The following is a 17,541-nucleotide window of genomic DNA, read 5'->3' as shown; positions in this document are numbered from 1 at the left end:
ACGCGCTGCCGCCCGGGGTGAGCGGCAGCGCGTCCAGCCGCACGTAGGCGGACGGCACGAAGGCGTCCGGCAACCGCTCCTTGAGGAAGCGCCGCACGGCGGTGACGTCCAGGGACTCGTCCGCGACGAGCCATGCCGTCAGCCGCGTCTCACCGGCGTGCTCGCGCGGGAGCACCACCGCCTGCCGCACGCCGGGGACCTGCGCGAGCGTGGCTTCCACCTCGCCCAGCTCGATGCGGATGCCGTTCACCTTCACCTGCGCGTCGCGGCGGCCCAGGTATTCCAGGCGTCCGTCGGACAGCGTGCGCACGCGGTCGCCCGTGCGGTACTGGCGGGCGCCGGGCTCGGCGGAGAACGGATCCGGCACGAAGCGCTCGGCGGTGAGCGCGGGCCGCTCCAGGTAGCCGCGCGCCACGCCGGGGCCACCCACGTACAGCTCACCGGGGACGCCCACGGGCACGGGTTCCCCGCGAGCGTCGAGCACCGCCACTCGCGCGCCCGGGATGGCGCGGCCGATGGACGGACGCGCGGGCGTCACGTCCAGGTCGATGGTGGCGCAGACGGTGGCCTCGGTGGGGCCGTAGGCGTTGAGGAATCGTCGGCCCGGCTTCCAACGCGCCGCGAGCTCCGGCGTGCACGCCTCGCCCACGGAGGCCACGGCCTCCAGGAGGGGCAGCGCGGACGGCTCCAACGGCGCCAGCGACGTGGGCGTGGCGGTGAGGGCGGTGATGCGCTCGGAGGCGAGGACCGACTGCAACGGCGGCCCCGGCAACAGGGACTCCGCGGGCGCGAGCACCAGCGTCGCGCCGGACAGGAGCGTGGAGAAGACCTCGCTCACCGACGCATCGAAGCCGATGGACGCCAGCTGCAACAGGCGGCTTCCGGGAAGCAGGCCCAGCGCGTCGCGCGTGGCGAGCGCCGTGTTGCACAGACCGTGGTGCGCCAGCAGCGCTCCCTTGGGCGTGCCGGTGGAGCCGGAGGTGAAGATGACGTAGGCGAGGTTCGCGGGCGTCACGGCCGGCGCGGGGGACAGCGGCAGCTCCGGCCGTGCCTCCAGCGCCGCGCGGTCCGCGTCCAGGAGGACCAGAAGCTCGCCCTGCGACGCCAGCCGGTCCGCCAGTGACTCGTCGCTCAGCAGGACGGACGCCCGGGCCTCGCGCAGCATTGCTTCGAGCCGCGCGGGAGGCTGGGCCGGATCCAGCGGCAGGAACGCGCCGCCCGCCTTGAGCACACCGAGCAGCGCCACCACGAAGTCCGGCGTGCGCTCCAGGTGCACGCCCACCACCGCTTCAGGACGCACTCCCGATGCGACGAGGTGCCTTGCGAGCTGGTTCGCGCGCGCCTCCAACCGCGCGTACGTCACCGTCGTGGTGCCGAGCGCGACGGCGATGGCCTCCGGCGTGGCGTGGGCCTGCGCTTCGAAGAGACGGTGCGCGAGGTCCGGCGCCACGGCGGGCCCGGTGGGACGCCATGCCTCCAGCACCTGACCCCGGGCCTCCGGCGTCCACAGGGGCAGCGCGGAGATGGACCGCTCCGGATTCGCCGCCGCGCCGTCCAGCAGCGCCTCCAGGTGCCCGAGCATCCGCGCGATGGTGTCCGCGTCGAAGAGGTCGGTGGCGTACTCGCACAGCAGCTCCAGGCCTTCACCGGAGTCGGTGACGGAGAGCGTGAGGTCGAGCTTGGTGGCGCCCGTGTCGCCGAGCGTGCTCGTCAGCGTGAGGCCGGGCAGGCGCACCGGTCCGGACGCGGCGTCCTGGAGGACCAGCTTCACCTGGAAGAGGGGCGCGTGCGCGAGGCTGCGCTCCGGGTTGAGGCCCCGCACCATCGCGTCGAAGGGCAGGTCCTGGTGCGCCCACGCCTCCAGCGCCGCGCGGTGGTCGCGGCGCAGCAGCTCCCGGAAGGACGGCTCACCGGAGAGGTCGCCGCGCAGCGGGAGCTGGTTGACGAACAGGCCCACGATGCCGGCCGTCTCCGGCCGCGAGCGGTGCGCGGTGTCCACGCCCACGACCAGGTCCTCCTGGCCGGTGTAGCGGTGCAGCAGCACCTGGAAGCCCGCGAGCAGCGCGACGAAGGGCGTGGTGCCTTCGCGCGAAGCCAAGGCCTTCACCCGCTCCCAAGCGGCCTGCGTCAGCCGATGGACGCACTGGGCGCCCCGGTAGGACTGCACGCGGGGCCGGCGGCGATCGCCGGGGAGGTCGAGCACGGGAGGTGCTCCGGCCAGGTGCTGGCGCCACCAGCCGAGGAGGTCTTCGTGCCGCTCGCCGCGCAGCCAGTCGCGCTGCCACGCCGCGTGGTCGGCGTACTGCAAGGGAAGCTCGGGCAGGGCAGGGGCACGGCCGGTGGAGAAGGCCGCGTAGGCCTCCGACAGCTCCCGCACGAGGACGCGCATGGACCAGCCATCCGCGACCAGGTGGTGCACGGTGAGCAGCAGCCAGTGCCGCGAGGCTTCGAGTCGCAGCAGCGTCACCCGGAGCAGCGGGCCCCGGGCGAGGTCGAAGGGCCGCCGCGCCTCCTCGCGAGCCAGCTCCCGGGCCGAGGCCTCGCGCGTATCGGCGGGCGTGGACGTGAGGTCCACGACGGACAGGGGCAGCGCCAGGTCCGGAAGGATGCGCTGGCCTGGCTCGCCGCGCGTCTCCACGAACACGGTGCGCAGGGATTCATGGCGGCGCACGAGGAATTGGAGGCTCCGCTCCAGCGCGGAGACGTCCAGCGTCCCGTCCAGTCGCGACACGACGGGGACGTTGTAGAAGGCGCTGCCCGGCTCCAGCCGGTCCAGGAACCACAGGCGTTCCTGCGCGAAGGACAGCGGCATGGACTCCGCGCGAGGCACGCGAACCACTTCCGGACGCGGCACCGCGCGCACGGCCGTCGCGTCACGCACCAGCTCCGCCACGCTCGCGCCGCGCAGCAACGACTCCATCGGCACGGGCACGCCCAGCGCCTGTTCCAGCGCATGCGCAAGCTCCACCGCCGCCAGCGAATCCAGCCCGTAGTGGGTGAGGGGCGTACGGACATCCACGTCCTCTACCCGCGCACCCAGTCGCGCCGCGACTCGTGCGAGCACGCGGGCCTCCAGCTCCGAAGGCGCACCCTGCGCGTCCGAACCGGCCGTCGTGGTCGCCTGCCCTGTGTGCTGCTCGCGGGGGGCCCGCACGGAATGCGCGCCGTGCGCGTCCGTGCCGGTCAACCCGGTTATGCGCCGTGCGCGCGTGTCGTTCGACTCCAGCTCCGAAGTCGTCTTGCGCGCATCCGGTCCAGTCGCCGCGCTTGCGTGCTGCTCGCGAGGCTCCGGATGCGCTCCGTGCGCGTCCGGATCGGTCAGTCCAACCGCCCGCCACGTGTGCAGCTCTCGCAGCCCTCCAGCGAGGAACGCCTCCCGCGTGGTCCGCCGCTGCACCTTGCCGCTGGACGTCTTCGGCAGGCTCCCGGGCTTGATGAGCACCACCGCGTAGGGCCTCACCTCATGCCGTGACGCCAGCGCTCCCCGAATCGCGCCCAGCACCGGGGCCGCGTCTCCGTCCCACTTGCGCGGATCCACCTCCTGCACCACCACGAGCTGCTCCTCGCCGCCCACCTCCACGCCGAAGGCCACGCCGCACCCGGGCCTGAGCGCGGGGTGGCTCTCCTCCACCACCACCTCCAGGTCCTGCGGGTACAGGTTCCGTCCACGCAGGATGATCAGGTCCTTCGCACGCCCCGTGACGTACAGCTCCCCCGCGTCCAGGAAGCCCAGGTCCCCGGTCCTGAGGAAGGGCCCGTCTCCCTGCTCGGTCCGCGCCTGGAACACCCGCGCGGACTCCTCCTCGCGCCGCCAGTAGCCCCGCGCCACGCTGGGCCCCTTCACCCAGACCTCACCCACCTCGCCCGGCGGGAGCACGCGGCCGGTGTCCGGCTGCACGATGCACAGGGCTTGATCCGGCAGCGTCGCGCCGCAGCCCACCAGCGTCCGGCCCGTACCCTCCGGAGCGCGTGCCCAGCCCGCCTCCAACAAGGACGCGTCCACGTCGCGCAGGACGGGCGCGGCCTCCTTCGCGCCGCCGGAGACGATGAGCGTCCCTTCCGCCAGGCCATAGCAGGGATAGAACGCCTCGCGCCGGAAGCCGTACGGCCCGAACGCCTCCGTGAAGCGCGCCAGCGTGTCCGGACGGATGGGCTCCGCGCCGCAGAACGCCACCTCCCAGCGGCTCAGGTCCAGCCCCTCCCGCTCCGCGGGCGGGATGCGCCGCACGCACAGGTCGAACGCGAAGTTGGGACCGCCGCTGATGGTGCCGCCGAAGCGGGTCAGCGCCTCCAGCCACGCGCGGGGCCGCTTGAGGAACGACAGCGGGGACATCAGCGCCGTGTGGAAGCCCTGCGCCAGCGGCACCAGCACGCCGCCAATCAGCCCCATGTCGTGGTACGGCGGCAGCCAGATGACGCCCACGCTGTCATCGCGCGTCTGGAAGGCGCGGCGGATGGCCGTGAGGTTGTGCAGCAGGTTGCCGTGGCTGAGCATCACGCCCCGGGGCGTGCCCGTGCTGCCGGACGTGTACTGGAGGAAGGCCAGCGTGTCCGCCGTCACGTCCGGCCGCTTCCACGCCGCCGCGTCGCTCGCGTCCAGCGCGTCCGTCGCCACCCACTTGAGCGCGCGCAGCTCCGGCGCGTCCGTGAAGAGGAACTCCGCCATCGACAGGATGACGGACGTGGTGAGCACCACCGTGGCGCCGGAGTCCGCGATGAGCGCGCGCAGGCGGGGCAGGGTGCGCTCCAGCCGTGACGGATCCGGCGGATACGCCGGCACCGCCACCAACCCCGAGCACACGCAGCCGAAGAACCCGGAGAGGTAGTCCACGCCGGGTGGATAGAGCAGGACCGCGCGCTCGCCTTCGGCCGCGAGCGACTGGAGCGCCGCGGCGATGCGGTGCGCCCGCGACGCCAGCTCCGCCCGGGTGAGCGTCACCTCCGCGTCGTCCTCCAGGAAGGTGTAGAGGCGCGGATCCGGATGACGGCGGCTTCGCTCGTCGAGGAGATCAATCAGGGTGACGGTCATGGGAGCGGGGGGCGCGGGTGTGCCGGGGGAGGCACCCGCGCCTGGACGCAGGATACCTCAAGACCCCAGGACCTCCGCGGACCCGCCCCCGTTCCCGGGGGACCTCAGTAGCTGCCTCCAATCATCAACAGACCCGAGTAGCGGCCCTCTCCCGCGCCCACATCCTGGGTGGGCGAGAAGTCCTGACCGAAGAGGAAGCTGTAGCTGCCGCGCACCTCGGTCGTGAGGTGCGGGTTGAGCTGGAAGCGCACGCCGGCTCCAACGGGCGCGTAGCCCCCTGTATCGTTGATGAACTCGAAGAACATCCCCGAGCGCACCGAGTACTGCTCGACCCCGATGCCCCCCAGCACATAGGGCTGGATTCGCGCGGAGGTGAAGCCCAGCGTGAGGGCCGCCTGCCCTCCGTTGCGCACGATGTCCGGGTTGCCGAAGGACGCCCCGTTGCTGATGGACAGGTTGCTGGTGCCGCCGCTGTAGCCCAGCTCCACGCCCAGGTAGTCATTGGGGCGGTAGCCCACGACGACGCCATACGACGGCCCCGGATCCAGGTTGGGCGCGAGCTTGCCCGTGTAGCCCTCCACGCCCAGCCCCAGCAGGAAGTAGGGCCCCTTCCACTCCACCCGTCCCATCCGCGTGGGCGCATCCGCGGGGGGATCCTGGGCACTCGCGACGCCACCCGTCAGTCCCACCAGGCAGAGCCCCAGTGCGATGCCTCGCCTCATGATCGCTCCCTTCATGTGTCGCCTGCGCAGCCAGAAGGTGGCCCGCGGGGGAGGGGCGGACAACGACCGGACAAGCGGTGCCCCGCAGGCCCACGGCGCCCCGGAGGGCAGGACGTGTCGCGCGAAACCGGGCCCCCATCCGCCTCCCTGCCCCGTTCCCTTGTGAAGCCCGGCACGCGGCTTCCACCTTGAGTCGGACCCGCACGCCCACGACGCCTCCCCCTCGCGTCGGGGCCCTGGAGCACACCGCCATGAACGACGCCCCCCAGCCCGTCCCGGGCACCTCCGCCCCTTCCAGCCTCAAGGCCCGCGCCCGGCGCGTCCTCCAGCACCTGGACGCGGTGCTGACGAACGTGGACGCGCTCTACGCGGACCTGCACGAACACCCGGAGCTGTCCGGCCACGAAGCGCGCACGGCCTCCGAGGTGGCGTCGCGCCTGGAGGCGGAGGGCTATGAGGTGACCCGGGACGTGGGCGGCCACGGCGTGGTGGGCCTCCTGCGCAACGGGGATGGGCCCACGGTGTTGCTGCGCGGGGACCTGGACGCGCTGCCCGTGGAGGAGAAGACGGGGCTGCCGTACGCGAGCCACGAGCGCACGGACGACGGCGAGCCGGTGATGCACGCGTGCGGCCACGACGTCCACACCGCGTGCCTCGTGGGAACGGCGGCGGTGCTGGCGCGCTCGCGCGACGCGTGGCGCGGCACGGTGATGGTGGTGGGGCAGCCGGCGGAGGAGACGCTCGAGGGCGCGAAGGCGATGCTGGACGCGGGGCTCTACGCGCGCTTCGGCACGCCGGACGCCGTGCTGGGCCAGCACACCGCGCCGCTGCCGGTGGGCACGTTCATGCACCGAGAGGGCGTGGCGATGATGGGCTCCGCGCACGTGCGCCTGCGCCTGTTCGGGCGGGGCGCGCACGGGGCGCAGCCGGAGCTGTCCGTGGACCCGGTGGTGCTGGGGGCCAGCGTGGTGATGCGCCTGCAGACCATCGTGTCGCGCGCGCTGTCGCCGCTGGAGGCCGCGGTGGTGACGGTGGGCCGCTTCCAGGCGGGCACGCGCGCCAACGTGATTCCGGACGAAGCCGTGCTGGAGCTGACGGTGCGCACGGAGGACGACGCGGTGCTGGCCCGCGTGCTGGCCGGCATCGAGCGCATCGCGAAGGGCGAGGCCGCGGCGTCGGGCGCGCCGAAGCCTCCCCAGGTGGAGGTGCTGGGACGCACACCGGTGAACCGCAACGACCCGGCGCTCCTGCGCCGCGTCCGGGACGCGCACGCGGAGTGGTTCGGGCGCGACGCGCTGGTGCCGGGCGTGCTCGTCACCGCGAGCGAGGACTTCCCCTTCTTCGCCCAGGGGCCGGAGCACCCGGTGCCCACCGCGTATTGGTTCATGGGCATCACATCGCCGAAGGCCTGGGAGCAGGCGCCGGGCACGACGCCCCAGGAGAAGGTGGCGCACCTGCCGGGGCCGCACTCGGGCTTCTACGCGCCGGACCGCGCGGGTTCGCTGCGCACGGGGTGCGAGTCGCTCACCGTGGCGGCGCTGGCCTGCCTGCACGAGGGTGGTGCCTCCGCGAACCATTGAAGAGGCCCCGGCCTGGAACGGGGCCGCTTGCCCGACGGGTCCCCCATCGCTTGCCCCCGACGTAAGTGCCTCCACCTTGAGTGGCGGACGACACTTCTGGAGGACACCCGATGAAGCTTCCGCTCATGGCCTCGCTGACCGCGCTCCTCCTCGGGGGCTGCGCCACGCAGACGGCCGCGGTTCAGCAGGACCCCCCGTCCGAGGCGTTCGCCAGCGATGAGATGTCCTGGGACTCGGAGGAGTCGCCGCGCACGCAGGAGATGCAGCGCACGCATGACCTGAACTTCTACGGGCAGGTGGGCGCCGAAGCCCAGGCCTCCGCCGAGGCCTCCGGAGGCACGGGCATCCAACCGTCCTCGAAGCCGGAGGACTTCAAGTGCGTCGACCTCGACGAGGTGGGGACGGGCGGCTCGGGCAGCATCGACATGCGCGACGTGGACAACCTGGCTCCGGAGGCGGTCCCCTCCCAGAACCAGGGCGCGCGCTTTGACATCACGCCGGAGGCCTGGAACAAGAACAAGGGCATCGGCACGAGCCCCGTGGCGCCTTCGACAGGCACGCCCCCGGCGGAGGGCAGCGGCGGCGCCGGCCATTAGCGCGGCTCAGCCCTGCTGCTTCACCAGCCGGGTCAGCTCCCGGTCCAGCGTGGCGGCGAACTGCTGGCGGTCCTGCTGCGAGAAGCCGCTGGGACCGCCGGTGGTGACGCCGCTGTCGCGCAGCTCCTGCATGAAGTTCCGCACCGACAGCCGCTCGTCGATGTTCTCCGGCGTGAAGAGTTCTCCGCGCGGATCCATCACGACGACGCCCTTGGGGACGAGCAGCGCGGCCAGCGGGATGTCCTGCGTGACGGCCAGGTCGCCCTTCTGCGCGGAGGTGGCGATGTGCCGGTCCGCCACGTCCAGCCCCGCGCCCACCTGCACCGTGGACACGTACGCCAGCCGCGGCAGTGACAGGGGCTTGTTCGCCACGAAGACGATGGGGACCTTCACGCGCTGCACGGCGCGCAAGAGGATGTCCCGCACGGGCCCGGGACACGCATCGGCATCGACCCAGATTTTCATGCGGCCATCCTCGCTGATTCCCCCGCCGGGGTCAGGCGTGTTGACGCGTCATCGCCCGCGCTGACACGTCAGCGGCCAACCCCTGACGCGTCCCGCGGCCCGGGCGCCCGCTGCCCCTGTTCCCAAGCCCAGACACGCCTTTGTCATCGCGGCGGGGAGGGCTGGTACGACGGGTGCACTGCGTCCGGGCCACGCCCATGCCCCCGCCCTTCCGGACACCGTCAACAGCCCCGTCGCCCGAGCGGCTCGAGGTGAAGCTTCTGGATCCAGCGGGTTGAGCATGGACGGCACCCGGTATGACGTCGCCGTGTTGGGGGGCGGCCCGGCGGGAGCGGGGCTCGCGTTGGCGCTGCGCCGGAGCACGGACCTGCGCGTCGCCCTGTTCGAGCGCTCCACGTCCGAACGCTTCCACCTGGGCGAGACGCTGCCCCCGGACAGCCGCCGGCTGCTCGCCCAGCTGGGCGTCTGGGACGCCTTCGCGCGCCAGGGCCACCTGCGCTCCATGGGCTCCTGTTCGCGTTGGGGGACTTCGTCGCTGGCGTACAACGACCACCTGCGCTCGCCGTGGGGCACGGGCTGGCACCTGGACCGCGCGCGGTTCGACGGGATGCTGGCGGACGAGGCCCTGCGCCAGGGCGCGGACGTCCGCACCGGCACGGCGGTCACCGGATGGCAGCCCCTGGAGGGCGGAGGCTACCGGCTCTTCCTCCCGGTGGAGGGCGATGCGCCTCGCGCCTTCGTGGACGCGCGCTTCGTGGTGGACGCCACGGGCCGGAGCGCGGTGTTCGCCACGTCGCGAGGCGCCCGCCGCCACACGATGGACCGGACCCACGGCGTGTGCGGCACGTTGCCGCTCCAGCCTGGCCGCGGCGTGGACGCGCTCTCGCTGGTGGAGGCGTGCGAGGACGGCTGGTGGTACTCCGCGCGGATGCCCGGCGACCAGGTGGTCTTCGGGCTCATGGGCGACCGGGACTCGCTCCACGGCCTCACGCCGAAGGATCCGGAGGCGTGGCGGGCGCGGATGGCGCACGCGCCCGAGACGCGCCAACGCCTGGAGGCGTGTGACTTCAGCGGCGCATCCCTGCGCGCGGTGTCCGCGAACGTCGCCTGCCTGGACCGGCTGCATGGCGAGGACTGGCTCGCGGTGGGGGACGCCGCGTGCACGTTCGACCCGCTGTCCTCGCAGGGCACGTCCCAGGCCCTGCGCTCCGCGCACCAGTCCGCGGACGCGGTGAGCCGCTCCCTGCAAGGGGACACCGCCGCGCTGCGCCTGCACGAGGTGCGGGTGCGCCATCAGTTCCAGGAGCACCTGCGCATCCGCGAGGGCTACTACCGCCTGGAGCGCCGCTGGTCCGGAGCGCCCTACTGGCGCAACCGCCAGCAATCCCCCGCGCCGCTTCCTTTCGCCGCGGCGCCGAACCCTCTCTCCGTGGAGAAGGACGCATGACCACCGGACGCCATCGACCTTCGCGATACCTGCTCATCGCCGCAGGCGTGTCCGCGCTCGCCGTGGGGTTCGCGCTGGGCGCATGCTCGGCGTGGGAGCGCGCCTCGGGGACGTCACCGACCCAGGACGCCGCGGTAGCGGACAGCGACCAGCGCGGAGCTACCTCTCAAGCCCCGTGATCGAGGTCAGGGCGCTGCGCGTCCGCCGATCTTCGGGAACCGCTCATAGGTCCGCATGAGCGCGTCAAGGTGGGCGGGGATGTCCAGGTCGAGCGGCGCGTCGGTGAGCTGCACGATCCATCCACCCGATGCCGTGCGCCGCGCCCGCGTGAGCAACTCGGCGTCGCGGGTCGGCTCTGGGAACCCGATGGCCTGCGCTGCGGCGGCGGACCAGTAGTTCAGCCACCCGAGGCGATGCGGAATCTCAGGGGAGCGGCTCTTCGCTGGCAGCTTGAGCGCTGGCAGCCCTCGGGGCGGAACCCCTGGCTTGTGGACCGGATCGCGTGTTTGCCGTGCGATCTCGACACCCGCGCTAGCTGGCGTCGCATGCCCCCAGAACGCGCGGGCACTCTCTGCCACGCTTCCAAGCACATCTGCGGCTGCCGTGATCACCGCCGCGTCTAGTGGCAGCTCTGCGTGGACATCGAACAACGGCTGCCCGCCTGGCGCCTGGCGCGCGGGAATCTGCAACCCATAAATCGTAATGGGGTAGCTCTCATCACCGTTGCACACCAGAGGGAATCTCCCGTCTTTCGTCCCTTCCGTGAGCCACGCGTCGCGCTGCGGCAAAGCAATGAGGCGCCCGTCGTCGGCAACTCTCCACGCCAGGCGCACTCCGGCGAGCGCACGTTCCATCCCGTGGACGACAGCGAGTGTGCGACCGTCTCTACCGACGAGAGCAGGCGCGTAGACGATGATGTCGAGGGTGCTTTGGGTGGTCATCGCTTGCACCCCGTGACAACGATTTTCAGGTCGGGATCCGCACGCTCTAGCGCCGTTTTGTGCGCGTCGCTGCTTACGCCAACGACGAAGCCATATCCACAAGCCTCCGCAATGCCTTTTTCTTCTCGCAGCTCAACCACCTGATCGCCGATCACCTGCCGTCGGAGAAAGTCACTGTACGTGTCGAATTGATGGGTCTTGATCTCCCACAGTACGCGCACGCCGACTTGCAGCGCATCGAAGCGGACACCGCCCACGAGCACGTCCATTCCAGGATAACGGTTGGGCGGGACCCTGTCGGCGCACTCGTTATGCGCGTCGTCCTCGCCCGCGTGGGGCACTGGAACAGGCTCGCAACTGGCGTGGCCCGTCCGGTCCACGGGCACGGGCGGTACCGGGGGCTGCCAGTCCTGCCCCGCTGGCTCTGGCCTCGGCCTGGGCTCGCGTTGCGCTTCCGCTTCCCGGGATGACACCTTCGCTCCTCGTGAGGTCCCTGCCTCCTCGGGATAGGCGTGGCGGAGTTCATACGCATCCAGCGCTTCCTTGATGGCGACGGCGACCACCACCACGCCAAGGACGATCACGGCTCCCACGGCGATTTCAGGAGCCGCCAGCACGCAGAACCCGATTCCCACGGCGGCGGCGTCAGCGGAGGCGACCGCGCATCTGCCGGTCGTGTCGTGGAACTCAAGCCGGTCGTGGTCGAGGGCCGGATAGCACCGCTCCATCAGCACGGGCCAAGGCCTGGACGCTTCGTGGACAACGCACCGTCCACCGTCAGTCCAGGGCAACTTCGCCGCCCGCTGGAGGTTGGCGAGCCGCTGGCTCCGCGCCCCGCGTGCGCCGGGAGACGGTGTCGACGCGGCGCAGGCGGAAAAGACAATCAGGAGCAGGAGGGCGCTGCATGTCCGGAAACGCATGGCCACATCCCCGCGGCAAAGGTGGGTGCTTCGGTCCCTCGGCTCAGGAGCATATCGGCATGCGCTGATCCCGCCGTGGGTGCCTATTCCATGGGGAGGGCCGTCCGGGCCCCGACTTGCGAGGAGGGGAGCGCGTCGCCAGCTTTGCGGCAGCGTCCCCCTCCGAGGCCCCCATGACCGAACTGACCACGAAGCTCGCCCGCGTGCGCGCCAACATGCGGACGCAGGGCCTGGGCGCCATCCGCTTTCGCGGCGTGGACTGGTTCGCGTGGATGACGTGCGGTGGCTCCAGCACGGTCATCCTCAGCGCGGAGACCGGGGTCGCGGAGGTGCTCGTCACCGACGAGGGCGCCTGGGTGCTCACGGACAACATCGAGGCGGAGCGGCTGGCACGCGAGGAGCTGCCTGGCGGGCTGCCGGTGGAGGCGCACCCGTGGACGGACAGCCGCCCGCGCGAGGCCTTCGTGAAGGCCCGCACCGGCGTGGGCCCCGTCGGCTCGGACCGGCCCGTCGCGGGCGAGTTCCCCCTGCCCGTGGACCTCACGCGGGCCCGCTCGTCGCTCGGCCCGGAGGAGCTGGAGCGCTACCGCGCGCTCGGCAGGGACGCGGCGGCGGCGATGACGGACGTGCTGCTCGCCGCGCGTCCGGAGTGGACGGGCTTCGAGCTGGCCGGGGCGGGCGCACAGGCCCTCTGGGCGCGGGGCATCCATCCCATGCTCACGCTCGTGGGCGACGCGCGCCGGCTGCCGGTGTACCGCCATCCCACGGCCTCGCGGGACACGCTGGGGGACCGGGCGATGCTCGTGTTCTGCGGCCGGCGGCGCGGCCTCTGCGCCAACCTCACCCGCTTCGTCTACTTCCGGCAGCCCTCGCGGGAGGAGCGCCGGCTCGCCGCCGACGTGGCCCGCGTGGAGGCCGCCGCGTTCGCCGCGAGCCGCCCGGGCGCCACGCTCGGCCAGGTCTACGCGGCGCTCGTGCGCGCGTACGCGGACGCGGGCCACCCCGGCGCGCAGGCCCTGCACCACCAGGGCGGCTCGTGCGGCTACCTCTCCCGCGACGTGGTGGCGCTCCCCGACACGGGCGTGGCGCTGGAGCCCCACAACGCGGTGGCCTGGAACCCCTCGCTGCCCGGGGCGAAGATTGAGGACACCGCCGTGGTGTCCCCGGCGGGCCTGGAGCTGCTCACCGTGGATCCGCGCTGGCCCACGGTGCGGGTGGAAGGCCTGGAGCGGCCGGACCTGCTGGTGCGCTAGCCCCGCGAAAGGGCAGGCACCGCGTTGACGCGGGCAGGGCCGCCGCCTGGCCGTGAGGCGGGCCACGGGAGCGGAGCGCTTCGTCGGTCCCCCCGCCCCCGGGAACGATGTCCGCAGTCTCCGGGCTCCCCAGCTTCGCGGGTGTGAATACCCAGACCCAGGATGAAGAGCTGGACGACCCACGGCTCCAGCACGACGGCTTCGACGCGGACCGCTTCCGGATGCTGCTTGCCCGCTACCAGCGGGGCGAACTGAGCGAGTCACGGCCAATCGAGGGCGTGATCCGCCCGCTGCGCGCGGGTGACATCCGGGCGCTGCCGGCCGAGGGCACGCCGGAACACGACGCGTGCCGGGCCCGGGGCGAGGAGGCCTTCCGCCAGGGACAGGTGGCGGCGCTCGTGGTCGCGGGGGGCGCCGGGACGCGCTTCGGCGGCAGCGTGAAGGGGCTCGTCCCCGTCATGGCGGGGCGCACCTTCCTGGACTTCAAGCTGGAGGAGGCGCGGCGGTGGGGCCAGCGGCTGGGACGGCCGGTGCCCGTGGCGGTGATGACGTCCTTCCTCACCCATGACGCCATCGCCGCCCACCTGACCTCGGGCGGATGGGGGGACGACGTGCTGCTCTTCCGCCAGGGGATGCTCCCGAGGCTGACCCCGGACGGCAGCCTGTTCCGCGAGTCGGACGCCCGGCTGTCCTTCGCGCCCTCCGGTCACGGCGACGTCTTCCGGGCCCTGCGCGAGAGCGGCGTGGGCCACCAGCTCCAGCAGCGCGGCGTGCGGTACGTGTACTTCTCCAACGTGGACAACCTGGCCGCCTCGCTGGACCCGGCCGTCATCGGGATGCACCTGATACTGGGTTGCGACATGACGGTGGAGGTCACGCCCCGGGCCAACCCCAGCGGAGCGCTGGACGCGGGCGCCGCGCCGGTGCGCCTGGGGGGACGGCTGCAGTTGGTGGAGAAGGTGGACCTGGCGGCGCACCCCTTCATCTCCACGAACAACATCACCTTCTCGCTGGAGGCGATGCTGGGCCAGGAGCTCCCCATCCCCTACCGGGTGGTGCCCAAGAAGGTGGACGGGCAGCCGGTGCTCCAGTTCGAGCAGGTGACGGCGGAGGCCAGCAGCCTGACCGGGCCGGATGGCAAGCCGCTCTTGTCGGTGGCGTTCGTGGAGGTGGGCCGCATGGACCCCCTGAACAGCCGCTTCGAGCCGGTGAAGGCCCCCGACGACCTCCCCCGCGTGGCGAGGCGGCTACAACAGCGCCTGGGCGCCCTGCATTAGGCTGGAAGATTCGCTAGAAGCGGCGCCGTGCTTCCAGCGTCTCCTTCGTCCCGTCGCGACTTCGCGGCCTCATCGCTCGCGCCCTGGCTGCTGTGCCTGGGGCTGTTCTGCGTCTACACCGCGAGCCAGGTGCAGATGCAGACGGACTCGCTGTGGTCCATCCCGTCCGCGGCCAGCATCCTCCACGAGGGCAACGCGGACCTGGACGAGTACGCGCCGTCGTTCACGCAGGCGACCGCGTACGCGCGCGGCGTCTACGGCGGCCACATCTACTACGAGTACCCGCCCGGCGTGATGGTGTCCGCGCTCCCGTTCCTGGCGGGCGCGGAGGCGCTGTTCTCGCTGGGCCGGCCGCTGCTCGCGCACCTGGGCGCTCCCGGTGCGCGGGCGCTGGAGTGGCTGGAGTTGTTCCGGAGCACCGGCAAGGTGGACCTGGGCGCCTTCCACCGCACCGAACAGCTCATCGCTTCGTTCTACGTTTGCGCCGCCGCGGGCGTGCTGCTCGTCGCGCTGCGAAGGCGCGTGTCCGCCCGCGCCGCGCTCGTCACCGTCCTGCTCTTCGGGCTGGGGACGACGGCGTACTCCACCGCCAGCCGCGTCCTCTGGCAGCACGGCCCCGGACTGCTGGCCATCGCCTGCGTCGTGTGGATGCTGGCTCGGCCCACGCAGACCTCGCGCACCGCGTTCGTCGCGGGGCTGGCGGTCGCGCTCGCGTACGTGTGCCGGCCCACGCACTCCCTCACCGTGGTGGTCGTCACCGCGTACTACCTCCTGCGCTTCCGCCGGTTGTTGCCCGCGTACTTCGCGGGCGCGGCGCTCGTGGCGGCGCCGTTCTGCGGCTACAACCTGCACCTCTACGGCTCGCTCCTGTCGCCGTACTACGTGCACCCGCTGGACGTCGCGGGCTCGCGCTTCTTCCTGGCGCTGGCCGCGAACCTGGTGAGCCCGTCGCGGGGGCTGCTCCTCTCTTCGCCGTTCCTGGTGCTCGCCGGGGGGGCGTTCGTCCAGCGGTGGCGCCGCCGGGAGCTGGAGCCTCATGAGAAGGCCTTCGCCGTCATCGTGCTCCTGCATTGGGTGGCCATCTCCGCGTTCCCCATCTGGTGGGCGGGGCACTCCGTGGGGCCGCGCTTCTTCACCGACGTGCTGCCGTACCTCGTCTTCTTCCTCACGTTCCCCGTGCAGCTCGCGCTGGACGCACCCCGCGAGCATCGCGTCCTTTCGGGTGTGCTCGCGGTGACGGCCGCGTTCAGCCTCTTCTTCCACTGGCGCGCCTCCACCTCCTACGACGTGCACAACTGGAACTCCGTTCCGGTGGACGTGGACAGCGCGCCGGAGCGCGTCTGGGACTGGAGGGATCCGCAGTTCCTGCGCGCCATCCCGGCCCGCTTCCTGGGCAACCCCCGGTAGGGCAGGGGCTCCGTCGCCCGCCTGCCTTCCAGGATGCATCCGTTTCCAGGCCGCCAAGGGCCTTGGCGCGCGCTTGCGGCACCTCCAGCTTTCCCCCGGACCTTTCTGCTTCAAGGAGGCGGTGCATGGCGAAGGCAAGAAGCAAGCTGCCGCGCGCGTTGGGCTGGTTCAGCGTGGGCCTGGGCATCACGGAGTTGCTGGGAGCGTGGAACCTGCTCCGGTTCTTCGGCATCTCGCGCGGGGACAAGCTGGTGCGCGGCTACGGCGCCCGGGAACTGGCCGCGGGCGTGGCCCTCTTGGGCCCCGCGAAGAAGCGCCCGTGGCTGTGGGCGCGCGTGGCCGGTGACGCGCTGGACCTGGCGACGATGGGCAAGGGCCTGAAGGAGCCGGGCGTGCGCAAGGGCCGCCTCATCGCCGCGACCGGCGCCGTCGCGGGCATCACGCTGCTGGACATCTACGCCGCCGCCAGGGCGTAGGCCGGACGGGACGTGCGCTAGGCTTCCTCCTTCTTCGAATCGAAGGAAGGAAGTCACGTGCGTCCCGTTCTCCTGTCCCTGCTGCTCCTGCCCGCGCTCGCGGGTGCCGCCGCCCCGAAGACGGAGGAGCGCTTCGTCTTCCAGGGCGTGGAGCGCATCGTCGCCGTCGCGGACGTGCACGGCGACGTGGACGCGCTGAAGGAAGTGCTCCGGCTGGCGGGCCTCATCGACGCGAAGGACCGCTGGATTGGCGGCAAGGCGCACCTGGTGCAGACCGGTGACCTGCCGGACCGGGGCGACCACACCCGCGACGCCTTCGAATTGCTCATGCGCCTGGAGACCGAGGCGCGCAAGGCAGGCGGCCGCGTGCACCCGCTCCTGGGCAACCACGAGCTGATGAACATGCGCGGGGACCTGCGCTACGTCACGCCCGGCGAGTTCGCCTCCTTCGCGGATCAATCCCCCACCGCCGACGGTCCGGGCGAGCCGAAGGGGCTGCACGGCCACGCCGCCGCTTACGCCGCGGACGGGCGCTACGGGAAGTGGCTGCGCACGCACCCCGCCGTCATCCGCATCAACGACACGCTCTTCCTCCACGGCGGCCTGGCGCCCACCGTCCCGGGCACCACGCTCGAAGAGGTGAACCGCTGGGTGTGGCAGGACCTGACGCCAGGGCAGCCGCCGGGCGGGGCCGTGGATCCGCAGGGCCCGGTGTGGTTTCGCGGCTACGCCCTCGACGACGAGGCGAAGTGGGACGCGGGCCTCACGCAGGTGCTGGAGCGCTTCGGCGCTCGCCGCATGGTGATGGGTCACACGCCGTCGCAGGATGGCCGGCTCTCCGTCCGCTTCGGGGGCCGCGTCATCGTCATCGACACGGGCCTCAGCACCCACTACGGCCGCCACCTGGCCGCGCTGGAGCTTCGCGGCGACCGGCTCACCGCGCTCTATCCGGAAGGCCGCGTGCCGCTGCTCCCCGTGCCGAAGGCCGCGCCGGCCCTCGCGCCCCGAAGCGAAGACGGGCACGAAGTAGACGGTCCTCCCCTGGACACTCCCTCCGGGGTGTTCGCCGGAAGTCTTTTGACTTTGATATTCAGTATCAATATCGTCCGGCCCCATCGAACGCAGGGAGCCGCGATGCACGAGGGATGCGGACCACAGGGAAGTGCCGGGGAGCTGCGCTGCATGTGCGGCAGCCTGCTGGCGCGACTGGTGCCGGGCGGGGTGGAGCTGAAGTGCCGCCGGTGTCACCGGACGCAGGTGGTGCCGCTGGAGTCCGCGTCGGCGGCGGAGCCACGGCGGGGCGGTGCGCCCCGGGGTGAGCGTGGCTGAAGCGCATTGAGGGAGCGGGTCCCGGCAGGGGCCCGAGGCAGTGTGTTTCCTGAGGCCCGAGGCCCCCGAGCCCAGCGCCCGACAGGCTTCCCGTGAGCG

The 17,541-nt window shown here is 72.2% G+C and carries 14 protein-coding genes; 9 read left to right on the top strand and 5 right to left on the bottom strand.

The window, feature by feature from the left end; all coding sequences use genetic code 11:
* Both D7W79_RS06145 and D7W79_RS06140 read right to left on the bottom strand, forming a co-directional pair.
* On the bottom strand, positions 1-5,029 hold a 5,029-nt coding region (locus D7W79_RS06145; protein WP_120524393.1), incomplete at its 3' end, for a non-ribosomal peptide synthetase.
* A gap of 104 nt (positions 5,030-5,133) precedes the next feature.
* Positions 5,134-5,751: an outer membrane beta-barrel protein gene (locus D7W79_RS06140; RefSeq protein WP_158616897.1), complete on the bottom strand. Its 618-nt coding sequence runs from the start codon at positions 5,749-5,751 to the stop codon at positions 5,134-5,136.
* Between the two features lie 251 nt (positions 5,752-6,002).
* On the opposite strand from D7W79_RS06140, the gene D7W79_RS06135 reads away from it, so the two are divergent.
* Both D7W79_RS06135 and D7W79_RS06130 read left to right on the top strand, forming a co-directional pair.
* Positions 6,003-7,331 carry an amidohydrolase gene (locus tag D7W79_RS06135; RefSeq protein WP_120524391.1) on the top strand — a complete coding sequence of 443 codons (1,329 nt, stop codon included), beginning with the start codon at positions 6,003-6,005 and terminating at the stop codon, positions 7,329-7,331.
* A gap of 110 nt (positions 7,332-7,441) precedes the next feature.
* Positions 7,442-7,927: a hypothetical protein gene (locus D7W79_RS06130; protein WP_120524390.1), complete on the top strand. Its 486-nt coding sequence runs from the start codon at positions 7,442-7,444 to the stop codon at positions 7,925-7,927.
* A gap of 6 nt (positions 7,928-7,933) precedes the next feature.
* Here D7W79_RS06130 and D7W79_RS06125 read toward each other — a convergent pair whose 3' ends face one another.
* The gene (locus tag D7W79_RS06125) at positions 7,934-8,392 is read right to left on the bottom strand and encodes a YaiI/YqxD family protein (RefSeq protein ID WP_120524389.1); all 459 of its coding nucleotides are present in this window, start codon (positions 8,390-8,392) and stop codon (positions 7,934-7,936) included.
* Positions 8,393-8,672: 280 nt separating this feature from the next.
* Here D7W79_RS06125 and D7W79_RS06120 point away from each other — a divergent pair, with 280 nt between their 5' ends.
* Both D7W79_RS06120 and D7W79_RS43150 read left to right on the top strand, forming a co-directional pair.
* Positions 8,673-9,839: an NAD(P)/FAD-dependent oxidoreductase gene (locus D7W79_RS06120; RefSeq protein WP_120524388.1), complete on the top strand. Its 1,167-nt coding sequence runs from the start codon at positions 8,673-8,675 to the stop codon at positions 9,837-9,839.
* On the top strand, positions 9,836-10,018 hold the full coding sequence (locus tag D7W79_RS43150) for a hypothetical protein (RefSeq protein ID WP_147441815.1): 183 nt from the start codon (positions 9,836-9,838) through the stop codon (positions 10,016-10,018). The genes D7W79_RS06120 and D7W79_RS43150 overlap by 4 nt, the downstream gene beginning before the upstream one ends.
* Before the next feature lie 6 nt (positions 10,019-10,024).
* Here D7W79_RS43150 and D7W79_RS06115 read toward each other — a convergent pair whose 3' ends face one another.
* Together D7W79_RS06115 and D7W79_RS06110 are read right to left on the bottom strand one after the other, a co-directional pair.
* The gene (locus D7W79_RS06115) at positions 10,025-10,780 is read right to left on the bottom strand and encodes a DUF5953 family protein (protein WP_120524387.1); all 756 of its coding nucleotides are present in this window, start codon (positions 10,778-10,780) and stop codon (positions 10,025-10,027) included.
* Complete coding sequence (locus tag D7W79_RS06110) at positions 10,777-11,508, bottom strand: DUF6310 domain-containing protein (protein ID WP_338078777.1); 732 nt, start codon at positions 11,506-11,508, stop codon at positions 10,777-10,779. Before D7W79_RS06110 ends, D7W79_RS06115 begins: the two co-directional genes overlap by 4 nt.
* 365 nt (positions 11,509-11,873) lie before the next feature.
* Here D7W79_RS06110 and D7W79_RS06105 point away from each other — a divergent pair, with 365 nt between their 5' ends.
* From D7W79_RS06105 to D7W79_RS06085, 5 genes are all read left to right on the top strand, one after another.
* Positions 11,874-12,953 carry a M24 family metallopeptidase gene (locus tag D7W79_RS06105; protein WP_120524385.1) on the top strand — a complete coding sequence of 360 codons (1,080 nt, stop codon included), beginning with the start codon at positions 11,874-11,876 and terminating at the stop codon, positions 12,951-12,953.
* Positions 12,954-13,096: 143 nt separating this feature from the next.
* The gene (locus tag D7W79_RS06100; RefSeq protein ID WP_120524396.1) at positions 13,097-14,230 is read left to right on the top strand and encodes a UTP--glucose-1-phosphate uridylyltransferase; all 1,134 of its coding nucleotides are present in this window, start codon (positions 13,097-13,099) and stop codon (positions 14,228-14,230) included.
* Positions 14,231-14,257: 27 nt separating this feature from the next.
* On the top strand, positions 14,258-15,637 hold the full coding sequence (locus D7W79_RS06095; RefSeq protein ID WP_120524384.1) for a hypothetical protein: 1,380 nt from the start codon (positions 14,258-14,260) through the stop codon (positions 15,635-15,637).
* 125 nt (positions 15,638-15,762) lie between these two features.
* Positions 15,763-16,113, top strand: a complete 351-nt coding sequence (locus tag D7W79_RS06090; protein WP_120524383.1) for a hypothetical protein — start codon at positions 15,763-15,765, stop codon at positions 16,111-16,113.
* A gap of 57 nt (positions 16,114-16,170) precedes the next feature.
* On the top strand, positions 16,171-17,442 hold the full coding sequence (locus D7W79_RS06085; RefSeq protein WP_120524382.1) for a metallophosphoesterase: 1,272 nt from the start codon (positions 16,171-16,173) through the stop codon (positions 17,440-17,442).
* Positions 17,443-17,541: the final 99 nt, after the last annotated feature.

The organism is Corallococcus exercitus (assembly GCF_003611585.1).
GTDB lineage: Bacteria > Myxococcota > Myxococcia > Myxococcales > Myxococcaceae > Corallococcus > Corallococcus exercitus.
This window is presented reverse-complemented; position numbering and strand designations above follow the sequence as displayed.